The organism is Shewanella sp. 125m-7 (assembly GCF_052977045.1).
Genome location: NZ_JBRILQ010000020.1, coordinates 69,165 through 80,057, shown reverse-complemented (window position 1 = coordinate 80,057; position 10,893 = coordinate 69,165). Strand labels below are relative to the sequence as shown.

At 46.1% G+C, this 10,893-nt stretch carries 10 protein-coding genes; 7 read left to right on the top strand and 3 right to left on the bottom strand.

Going from position 1 to position 10,893, the window contains the following annotated elements:
- The first annotated feature begins 131 nt into the window (after positions 1-131).
- The 3 genes from ACVBIL_RS11200 to ACVBIL_RS11190 all read left to right on the top strand — a co-directional run bounded on the left by ACVBIL_RS11200 (position 132) and on the right by ACVBIL_RS11190 (position 2,760).
- Positions 132-1,115: a COX15/CtaA family protein gene (locus tag ACVBIL_RS11200; RefSeq protein ID WP_447167065.1), complete on the top strand. Its 984-nt coding sequence runs from the start codon at positions 132-134 to the stop codon at positions 1,113-1,115.
- A gap of 67 nt (positions 1,116-1,182) precedes the next feature.
- Positions 1,183-2,088: a heme o synthase gene (gene cyoE / locus ACVBIL_RS11195; RefSeq protein ID WP_447167064.1), complete on the top strand. Its 906-nt coding sequence runs from the start codon at positions 1,183-1,185 to the stop codon at positions 2,086-2,088.
- A gap of 42 nt (positions 2,089-2,130) precedes the next feature.
- Complete coding sequence (locus tag ACVBIL_RS11190; RefSeq protein WP_447167063.1) at positions 2,131-2,760, top strand: SCO family protein; 630 nt, start codon at positions 2,131-2,133, stop codon at positions 2,758-2,760.
- Positions 2,761-2,801: 41 nt separating this feature from the next.
- Here ACVBIL_RS11190 and ACVBIL_RS11185 read toward each other — a convergent pair whose 3' ends face one another.
- Positions 2,802-3,848: a polysaccharide deacetylase family protein gene (locus ACVBIL_RS11185; RefSeq protein WP_447167062.1), complete on the bottom strand. Its 1,047-nt coding sequence runs from the start codon at positions 3,846-3,848 to the stop codon at positions 2,802-2,804.
- An 18-nt stretch (positions 3,849-3,866) separates the two neighbouring features.
- On the opposite strand from ACVBIL_RS11185, the gene ACVBIL_RS11180 reads away from it, so the two are divergent.
- On the top strand, positions 3,867-5,201 hold the full coding sequence (locus ACVBIL_RS11180) for an MATE family efflux transporter (protein ID WP_447167061.1): 1,335 nt from the start codon (positions 3,867-3,869) through the stop codon (positions 5,199-5,201).
- Between the two features lie 82 nt (positions 5,202-5,283).
- On the opposite strand, the gene nfuA is transcribed toward ACVBIL_RS11180, so the two are convergent.
- Positions 5,284-5,862 (bottom strand): Fe-S biogenesis protein NfuA, encoded by a 579-nt coding sequence (nfuA, locus tag ACVBIL_RS11175; protein WP_447167060.1) that lies wholly within the window; start codon positions 5,860-5,862, stop codon positions 5,284-5,286.
- 246 nt (positions 5,863-6,108) lie between these two features.
- Between nfuA and ACVBIL_RS11170 the strand changes: the two genes are divergently transcribed.
- Positions 6,109-8,658 (top strand): M14 family zinc carboxypeptidase, encoded by a 2,550-nt coding sequence (locus ACVBIL_RS11170; RefSeq protein ID WP_447167059.1) that lies wholly within the window; start codon positions 6,109-6,111, stop codon positions 8,656-8,658.
- Positions 8,659-8,665: 7 nt separating this feature from the next.
- Here the strand turns inward: ACVBIL_RS11170 and ACVBIL_RS11165 are convergent, their stop codons facing one another.
- A complete protein-coding gene (locus ACVBIL_RS11165; RefSeq protein WP_447167058.1) occupies positions 8,666-9,346 on the bottom strand; it encodes a ComF family protein in 681 nt (226 codons plus the stop codon).
- An 84-nt stretch (positions 9,347-9,430) separates the two neighbouring features.
- On the opposite strand from ACVBIL_RS11165, the gene bioH reads away from it, so the two are divergent.
- Positions 9,431-10,198: a pimeloyl-ACP methyl ester esterase BioH gene (bioH, locus tag ACVBIL_RS11160; RefSeq protein ID WP_447167057.1), complete on the top strand. Its 768-nt coding sequence runs from the start codon at positions 9,431-9,433 to the stop codon at positions 10,196-10,198.
- A gap of 176 nt (positions 10,199-10,374) precedes the next feature.
- The gene (locus ACVBIL_RS11155) at positions 10,375-10,875 is read left to right on the top strand and encodes a hypothetical protein (protein WP_447167056.1); all 501 of its coding nucleotides are present in this window, start codon (positions 10,375-10,377) and stop codon (positions 10,873-10,875) included.
- Positions 10,876-10,893: the final 18 nt, after the last annotated feature.

The window sequence follows — 10,893 nt, the reverse complement described above, 5'->3', positions numbered from 1 at the left end:
GGAGGTGTCGCTGATGCAGATTAACTCATTATTAAAAGTGACCTTGGTGTTTACTTTGTGCGTGATATTACATAGATGCGCTTATACCTGTGTTTTTACTAGACAGCGACTCTGTATTGGAGGGGCAACCAATGCAGATTAACTCATTATTAAAAGTGACCTTGGTGTTTACTTTGTGTGTGATATTAATGGGCGCTTACACTCGATTAGCCGATGCTGGGCTAGGGTGCCCAGATTGGCCTGGTTGTTATGGCATGTTCAAAGTGCCCACTGAAACTCACGAACTAACCCAAGTCCAACAAGTGTTTCCAGAACACACTGTTGAAGCCGATAAAGCCTGGCTTGAGATGATCCATCGTTACATCGCTGGCACATTAGGGCTACTGGTATTACTGATTTTAGTGCTTAGTCTTAAAACCAAAGATGCCCCCAAAAAGCTGCCTATGTTTATCGCAGCGCTGATCATCTTTCAGGCCGCTCTCGGCATGTGGACAGTGACCATGAAGCTGATGCCAATCATTGTTATGGCACACTTACTGGGTGGGTTTGCACTATTCTCACTCCTGCTTTTGTTATATCTGCGTAGCAAGCCACTACGGATCCCAGGCGGCGATGCGCCTGCACGAAAGATGGCTGGCTTTGCTGCTATCTGCATCGGGGTATTATTACTGCAAATCGTGTTAGGAGGCTGGACGTCATCAAATTATGCCGCGCTTGCTTGTACCACTTTACCAATCTGCGAGGGTAACTGGGTCGACAACCTTAGCCTCGCCAAAGCTTTCTCACCGTTTCAAGGTGACCATGCCAGCTTTGAATTTGGGGTCTTGGACTACCCTGCCAGAATGACCATTCATGTCGCCCACCGTATTGGTGCAATCATTACTGCGGCAATGCTGTTTTATCTCGCCTTCAAACTGATCCGCACGGCTGCATCAAGCATGATGCGCGATGCAGCATGGCTATTAATCGGCTTAGTTATCTTACAGGTCGCGCTCGGGATCAGTAATGTCGTTCTGCATCTACCTCTGGGTATTGCTGTGTCTCATAACGCAGGCGCAGCGCTACTGCTGCTGACCTTGGTCTTTATTAATTACGCCTTATGGCGCAAAGCTTAAGGGGCAGATAAATGACAACGCATAACGCCCTCACCCTATCGCTACAGCACATCGCGAGGTTTCACTAATGGCAAAACAGATCGCAATACCTAGCAGTCCATCGACGCCACTGTTTCAATGGCGCGCCTATTATGAAATGACCAAGCCTAAGGTTGTGGCGCTAATGCTACTCACGGTGTTAGTGGGTATGTGTTTGGCCCCGCCCGGAACTGTGCCTATTGTGCCCTTAATAGCGGGTTTGGCGGGCATAGGTATGATGGCAGGTTCTGCTGCCGCCTTTAACCATCTGATTGATCGTCGTATCGATGGCTTAATGGCGCGAACTTATAACCGGCCACTCCCTAAAGGACGCGTCTCTATCGCTAAAGCACTGACGTTTTCGTTTGGGCTTGGAACTCTTGGCTTTGTGGTGCTATATGCGCTCGTTAATCCGCTGACAGCCTGGCTTACTTTTGCAAGCTTGATTGGTTATGCCGTGGTGTATACCGCCTACTTGAAACGAGCTACCCCACAAAATATTGTGGTCGGTGGATTAGCTGGAGCCATGCCACCACTACTTGGCTGGACCGCCGTTACCGGAGAGTTTCATGGTAATGCGCTACTTTTAGTGATCATTATCTTTGCATGGACCCCACCGCACTTCTGGGCGCTGGCTATTCATCGTAAAGCTGAATACGCCAAGGTCGACATCCCCATGTTGCCAGTGACTCACGGAGTCGAGTTTACTAAAACCTGTATTTTCCTCTATACCATCTTGTTAGCCATCGCCTGTTTGCTGCCGGTATTAGTGGGCATGAGTGGCCCACTTTATCTGGTTAGCTCAAGCATACTTAGCGCGGCTTTTATCTATAAAGCGTGGCAGCTTAAGTATCATGAAACGCCAGGGCTTGCGATGAATGTGTTTAAGTTTTCTATCTATCACCTGATGCTACTGTTTATCGCTTTACTGGTTGATCACTACCTGTGGGTATAGAGATATGAACCATGCTATCGCTCAATCATTGAGGAATAAAAGATGAAGCTTACGTGGATTATTGCAGCCATTATACTGGTCGTGGCTGGCGCCTACGCCAGTATTCAGCTGAGCCAACCCGCTCCTTTAGCATTACAAACAAGTTTTGAGTACCCAACGCCACAACCATTAGCGCCTTTCTCATTAACCGATCAGCGAGGAAATCGCTTTAGCAATGCTGATTTGCAGGGAAAGTGGAGTCTGTTTTTCATTGGCTATACCTCCTGCCCCGATGTGTGCCCAACCACTATGGGCAAACTAACATCTGCGTATGCAGGCTTGAGTCAACAGGCTAAAGTGCAAGTTGTCTTTCTCTCTGTTGACCCTCAAAGAGACACCACTGACACCCTGCAAAACTACATCAAGTTCTTTAATCCTGAATTTATGGCGGTAACCGGAGAACATAAACAACTGTTCCCAGTAACCCGTAGCTTAGGTTTTGTGTATGCCATGGTCGGAGATGGAGATGACTATCAGGTTGACCATAGTGCGTCATTTGCTTTGATATCACCAAAAGGTGAAAAGGTCGCAATCATTAAGCCTAGATCTGATACGCCAGGTAAGTTACCGCAGATAAAAAATAGCGATTTAATCCATGATGTAAACGCAATAATCGCTAAATATTCCAGTTAAAAAAAAGCGCCTAATTAGGCGCTTATACAAACATTAACACATTATTCTTTAATCCAATTGCCATCGGATTTTGGCCTTACCCAAGGCTGCGAAAACCAATAATAGCTGCCCTTGCTCTTACTCGGAGCCGTACAGTTATAACGCGAACGCCCAGCAGGTAGATCTAACTCTGCTTGAATACTAAATTGATTATCACTAATCCAATTTGGCTTCTTAGCCCCTTGCCCTTGAATAAAGCACATCACCTGCGATGCATTGATGTCACTCATATCCAAAGTCACTTTAATTTTTGGACGCCACTGACCTTGCGCTAGCTGCGGGTTGCTGTTGGTTTGAGAAATCACCGGCATATTTAAGCTGTGAAGTTTTACTTTTAAGCTGTTGAGATCGGCATATACGCCAGCAACCGGAAAACGTGGCAACGCTGTTAATGGCGAATAGGGCCCCGCTGCACCAGATTGTTGACCAAATGCCACAAAACCGTGTTTTTCAAGCATAGTTTCAATCTGTTCGTTGTACTCACCATAAGGGTAAGCCAGCATTTTCAAATTCTGTCCCGTCGCCTTAGCAATTGCGTTCTCGGTACGCAGAATATTTGCCTCAATACGAGCCAGCCACTGTGCATCACTCTCCCCTGCTTGCTTACGAATTAAGTGCTCGTGCCCCCAGCTATGGTTAGCAATCTCAGCACCTTCATTTGACAAGCTGATAAGTTGTTGCCAGCTCATCATCTCACCGTACTCTTTTAAGATCGGCTCAACCGAGACAAAAAGCGTGTAGGGGAATTTATATTGCTTTAAAATAGGATGCGCAGTATTGGCAATACTGCGGTATCCATCATCAAAAGTAATCGCGATCGTTTTCGCTGGCAGTGTTTTTTTCGCCTTAATAGACTCCACGACTGTTGAAAGCGGCACAACATTAAAGTTGTTTTCCGCCAGATACTGCATCTGCTCTTTAAACTGCGCAGGAGTAACGCTGGTAATTGCTGGCGTACTATCTGATACATGATGATATTGCAGTATCACTGCCGCATGAGCCGAAAAACCTGTCAGCGCTAATAGCGCTAGCAACACGTTTTTAACCATAAATATTAGACCTCTATAATGATTGCCTTACTGTTAAACCCACAAAAAAACCGACAACTGTTTGCTCTAGCGTTACCGATGATCTTATCAAATATCACGGTGCCGCTATTAGGTTTAGTCGATACTGCCGTTGTTGGACATCTTAGCAACGCCTATTATTTAGGCGGCGTGGCAGTTGGGTCAACGATTATAACCTTAATTTTGTGGTTGCTAGGATTTTTACGCATGGCAACCACCGGATTAGTGGCGCAAGCCTACGGCGCAAACGATACCCAGCAACAATTTAAGCTACTGGTTCAAGCCGCAAGTTTAGCATTACTGTTTGGCATTGTAGCCATAGCGCTACAACTGCCGATCCTCAATTTAGCCATGGCAATGTCAGACGCCAGCGTGGAGGTTGAGCGTTATTGCCGCGAATATTTCCAAGTCAGGATCTGGTCGACCCCATTTGCCCTCATGAATTTGGTCTTGCTCGGCTGGCTACTTGGGCGTCAACAGCCCAAAGCCGCAATGTGGCAGTTAATTATCGCCAACTTAGTCAATATAGTTTTAGATGTGCTCTTCGTGCTCGTTTTCGGCTGGGGCGTAAAAGGCGCTGCGCTAGCATCAGTATTTGCCGATATCTCGGGCTTTTTAGTGGCGCTAACTATGGTTCGCGGGCAGCTCAGTAAGCTAGGGGGCTTTAAGTTATTTGAAGTTGCTAAGCAACTGACACTACAAAGCTACGCTAAGCTGATGGGCTTAAATAGAGACATTTTTGTTCGCAGTTTATGCCTACAACTCTCGTTTGCCTTTATGACCTTTTATGGGGCGGGATTAGGCGATAACACGGTGGCAGCCAATGCCATATTGCTCAATTTATTACTCCTTATCTCCTATGCACTTGATGGCATAGCCTATTATGCCGAGGCTGAGGTTGGCCGAGCATACGGGCAAAAGAATAGTCGATTAATGCGCGAATCGGTAACACTCGCTTGGGCTTGGTCGGCGATAGCCGCTGCTGGTTTTATGTTATTTTTTGCCTTAGCAGGCTCAAACATTATCGCCATGCTAACCAGCTTAAGTGAAGTACGTGCCGTGGCAGAGCAATACCTTATTTGGGTGATATTTTTACCCCTACTCGCTTTCGGATCTTATCTTTTTGATGGTGTGTATATTGGTGCTGCTCAAGGAAAAGTGATGCGTAACAGCATGATCTTATCGACCTTTGGCGTGTTCTTTCCTGTTTGGTATCTATTAGAACCCCAAGGTAACTTTGCATTATGGGCCGCGATGAGCTGCTTTATGTTAGCCCGTAGCGCTTCGCTGTCACTGCATTATTGGTTCAGACTCAGACAAGCGTTAACCGCATAAGAGCAACATAAAATAAGCATAAAAAAACGCGACCTAGGCTTAGAGCCTGAGTCGCGTTTTTATTATCAATAACACATACCTATTACTGGTAAGAGTGCTCACCATGTTGGTGTTCAGTCACGTCTTTAACGCCTGTTAGTTCACCAGGGAACATATCAAGTAGTTGCTTCTCGATTCCATCCTTTAGGGTCACATCAACCATAGAACAACCATTACAACCACCACCAAACTGAAGTACCGCAATACCGTCTTCGGTGATTTCAACTAGCATGATGTTACCACCGTGGCTAGCAAGCTGAGGGTTGATTTCAGACTGGATCACGTACTCGATACGCTCTGACAGAGAAGCGTCATCAGACACTTTACGCATCTTAGCGTTAGGTGCTTTCAGCGTTAACTGAGAACCTAGCTGATCAGTCACGAAGTCGATTGTGGCCTCTTCAAGGAAAGGGACACTCTTCTCGTCAACCATGGCATTAAAGCCGTTAAATTCTAATTCTGTGTCGTCAGATTCAACGGCATCTGGTGGGCAATATGATACGCCACACTCAGCCTGAGCTGTGCCGGGGCTGATAACAAATACTCGAATGTGAGTTCCTTCAGGCTGATCTGATAGCAATTTAACAAAATGCGCCTGAGCTGCTTCGGAAATGGTAATCATGAAAACATGCTCCGTCAGGGATAAACCTGAGTGTTTTAGTAAGAATTAACCCTATAATACTCTTACTCTGCAATCCTTTGTAGCCCCTAAGGCTCACAGATTGATAATAAACACCAAACAGATCACAGTTTTTTATCTTAGCCTAGAGTAGTTTTGTCGTCGCTGAGCTGTTAATTTAACAACTATATTATAAATATAACGAAAAACTCCATGCTTAGAATTGGTCTATTTTTTTTATGCGCTTTTTTGACATTACCTTCCTTTTTTGCCGAAGCAAAAAAGACGCGTTTAACCGATAACCCCCTTTACGGCGTCACCACAACCAGTCCTGAAGGGTTTTTAGGCTACCCCCTTGGTGAGCGTTTACTGCGCCATGATCAGATTAACTATTACCTTAACGAAATAGCTAAGCAAAACCCCCGAGTCTCGATTGAAAATACCGGCCAAAGCCACGAAGCAAGACAGCAGCTCACCGCGGTTATCACCTCGCCAGAAAACCAAGCCAAACTCGATGAAATTTTAGCTCAAAGACAGCAAATCAAATATCAAGGCAAGCAAGCTGGCCCGCTGATTATCTGGCTAGCCTATTCGATTCATGGCGATGAAATTAGCGGTGCCCATAGCGCCATTAAACTCAGCCACATGCTGGCCACCAGCGAAGAAAAATGGGTATTAGATCTGCTCGATAATGCAGTAGTGCTGATTACACCGAGCCAAAACCCCGATGGTCTAGATAGATTTTCCACTTGGGCCAACAGCTATGCGGGCAAAGTCACGGTTACCGACCAAAACCATAAAGAGCATAAACAAGGTTGGCCAACGGGCCGTAGCAATCACTATTTAGCCGATCTAAACCGCGACTGGTTATTTCTGCGACACCCTGAATCACAAGGCCGTGTAGCACTATTTCATCGTTGGCAGCCACATTATGTGGGGGACTTTCATGAGATGGGCCATAACAATACTTACTTTTTTCAGCCCGGTGTGCCTGATAGAACCCACCCACTGACCCCTGCGGCCAACCAGAAGTTAACCGCCAAATTGGCCGCCTATCATCAAGCCGCACTCGACGATAAAAAACAGCGCTATTTTAGTCGGCAGTTGTTCGATGACTTCTTCTATGGCAAAGGGTCAACCTATCCCGACATCAACGGTGCCATCGGTGTATTATTTGAACAAGCTAGCCCTCGCGGGCAGGAGCAAGACTCCGTCAATGGCGTGGTTAAATTTGAAGAGGCGATAGAAAATCAATACGCCACCTCGATTTCAAGCTTAAAAGGTGCGTTGGCGTTAAAGCCAGAGCTTGAGCAATATCAAGCTGAGTTCTTTGAAAATAAGCATCAAAAGCCGATGAACAAAAAACCGCGTCAAGCGGGGTCGTTAGTGAGCGCAGACAAGGACCCCGGCCGCATCAAAGCACTAACGCAACTGCTGGCACAGCACAAAATAGAGTATTACTACCTTACTAATCCGCTGTCGCAAGCAGGCATCGATTTTGAGGTTAATAGCAGTATTTTCATCCCCGATAATCAAGCACAATCATCACTGCTAAAAGCGATGTTTGATGACAGAACTGAGTTTATCGATCCGACTTTTTATGATATTTCGGCCTGGAATTTACAACATGCTTTTGACTTAAGCCTGCGCCGTAATGTCAAACTCGAGCTAAGTGTGCTCAGCCAAAGACCTCCCAAGTTCCAAGTTAATCACTGGGGCGATGACAGCGTTGCGCTGCTAATTGATTGGCGTGAAAGGCAAGCAGCCCAGTTATTACAACAACTGCTCGAACAAGGGGTGATGGTCAAATTTGCCGCTAAGCCATTTAGCGTTAAAGCCTTTAGTGACAAGAGCTTGAGTGACAAAACTTTTGGTGACAAAGCTGGCTCTAATGAAATTAATTTTGCTGCCGGCACACTGCAAATCCCATTAAAGCAAGACAAGTTATCGGCGACAGAGATCAGCCAAAAAGTCAGTAAATTAGCCCACGAATTGCAAGTTAACATTGTCGCTGTTAGCACCAGTGCGGCAAGCAAAGGCATCGATCTTGGCAGCCCAGACTTTAAAGTGATCAATCCCATTAGGCCACTGATCATCAGCGGTAAAGGAGCGTCAATTCCCGAGGTTGGTCAACTTTGGTATTACCTGGATAACACTTTAGGAGTCGCGACGACCTTAGTCGATATTAATCATCTCGCTGCAGTAAAGCTAAGCGATTACAGCCATGTACTCATGGCCGATGGCAACTATCAAACACTGGATGAAAGATTTGCCCGCAAACTGGGACAGTTTGCCTCGAACGGTGGTGTAGTCATAGCCCAAAAAGGTGCATTACATTGGTTAAGTGACTCCAACTTACTCAGAACGAATTTACGCAACGAGCGTTTTTACAAACAACTATTTGATGCAGACGGACTAACCTTTGATAAAAAATCCAAATTCAGAGCCCAGCAAGAAATTGGCGGCGCGATAGTGGAGCTGAAGCTCGATGCTAGCCACCCGATTAACTTTGGCTTAAATGGCGATAGGCTACCCGTTATGAAAAACAGAGTGTTAGGTTTTTCTCAAACATCCAGCGCCTTTAGCGTCGCGGCAAACTACGCGTCAGATCCTTTGCTTAGTGGCTACTTAGCGAAGCAATACCAACATAGCTTTAGCAATTCGCCAGCCATTATTATTGAATCTCGCAATAAGGGCGCAGTCGTCGCGATAACCGACAACCTGCTCTTTAGAAATATCTGGTTAGGCAGCGAAAAAGTCTATGCCAACGCACTCTACTTTATTCCTGCGTTGCATTAAGGATAGATTAAATGCCCGGTGCCTCAGCCCTTGCGAGGCACCAGACCTGCACCTGAGTATGGTTGCGCTGCATTAGCTTGGCGATTTCATCTACCGTGGTTCCGGTGGTTACCACATCATCAATCAAGGCGACTCGCTGCCAGTTAAATTCAGCAGAGAGTTCAAAGGCATTACTCAGATTTTTACGACGCATTTTTCCGCTTAGCCCAGCCTGAGGCCGTGTATCTCTAACCCTTAACAACATATTATCGATCAGCGGAATGTCTAATCGTTTGGATATGGCAGCGGCAATAATCCACGCTTGATTAAAGCCTCTTTGTTGCAGTCTTTTTCGGTGCAATGGCACCGCAATAATCACTTGCGGTAATTCAATAAAGCCTAAGTGTTCTAGGTAAAGCAGTCGCTGCACTAAAGCCTCAACCAGAATATCTATCACTGCAAATTGCGCTTGATACTTAACCTGACCAACCCAATGCCCCATCCCCTGATGATAGCTACAAGGAGCAATGACTTTAAGTGCATGGCGCTGCATGCAACGGCCACAAAATGGCGCTTGGATGGCTATTTCACAGCCACAACCCAAACAAATATCCGTTTGATAACGGCAAGCATGCAAACAAACGGTGCAGACCCCGCGATTCTGACTCGCTATATGTTGATGGCACATCAAACAGCGATTGGGTAACATAGCCGCAAGCCATCTATTCCATAGTCCTGTCTTGATAGATGAAATCCTTTTCACATTTTTAGCGTTAACGATAGCGAGGCCTGAGTGAGTCAAGGTAAGTTACATATTGAATCTGTTGGCCAAGGCCCTGACGTAGTCATGCTACATGGTTGGGGCGTTAACAGCGCCGTATTTACGCCATTACAGAACGCCTTAGATCAGTATAGGGTTCACTTTGTCGATCTGCCGGGATTTGGTCACAGCCAAGCAGTCGATGGTAATATTCAAGACTGGCTTGCAGCCATTATCGAGCAAGTTCCGCAGCAAGCGATTTGGACCGGATGGTCACTGGGAGGCCTCGTTGCCACCTTAGCCGCTATCCATCACCCACAGCGCGTGTCAGCCCTGTGCACCATTGCCTCATCACCTTGCTTTATGGCGCAACAAGATTGGCCGGGGATCCCTGCTGATGTATTAGGCCAATTTGCTAGCCAATTAACCCAAGACCTTGATAAAACCGTTGAGCGATTTCTAGCGATTCAGGCCATGGGTAGCCAAACCGCCAAGGCCGATATTAAACAATTAAGAGAGTTAGTACTTGCTCGCCCACGCGCCCAGCAATCTGCGTTAGCGCAAGGGTTAAATATGCTCGAAACAGTCGACCTTCGGCCTCACCTCAGTCAAATTCAGCAGCCATGGTTGAGGATATGGGGGCGACTCGACGGCTTGGTTCCGCGTCGAGTGATTAACGCGATGCCACAACGAGAAAATAGCCAAGATATGTTACTGACTAAGGCATCACATGCGCCCTTTATCAGTCATCAAACGGAATTTACGGATGCTTATAAGCTTTGGTTAAACAGCCTAGGCTAAGCGTTTTAATGCTTATCGGTATTAATACTCATCGTACAAAAGATGCGATTGGTATCAGTCTATTCAAGCAAAAACCTAAGTAAATTATGTAAATAGTTAACGACTACGCTTTATTTTTACGCCGACATTGATTAATATTTAATCACGCAAGAATACTCAAGTCAGGCGATGAATAAATGTTAGTGGTCACCAACTATCCCAACGTGCCAATTGCGACATCTAATGCCGCAACTGACTCTGCGCGCACAGATAGTCAACAACGACCACCAATTATTCCACCGCAACAGCCCACCAAAGGCCATGAAGAACGCGCCTTTAACCCGCAACACGAGCGCACAGCTGAACAAGCGCAGACTCAAGCTAAACTACGTGAGTCGGTGCAAGGCAAGCAACAAGGCCAATCTCAGCATCAAGAGCAATCAGGTCAAGAGAAGCAAAAGCAAAGCGCTGCGCTAAATTTAAAGCAGCTGCTAAGACAGTGTGGTCCACTCAAGCGTAGTGATATAAAAATATCTGGGCAACAGCCTGAGGCTGCGAGCAAAGAAAAAGCCGCCGCAAAGCCAGTGATGGCTAACGAGACACTAGAGTTTTACCAAGCTTTTGGTGTGCGTATTGAGACCTTTTATCATCAGCGAACCGAGCCTGATACTCAGCCTGCCTTTTTGATTATGGCTTAATTATGTCGATATAAAAAA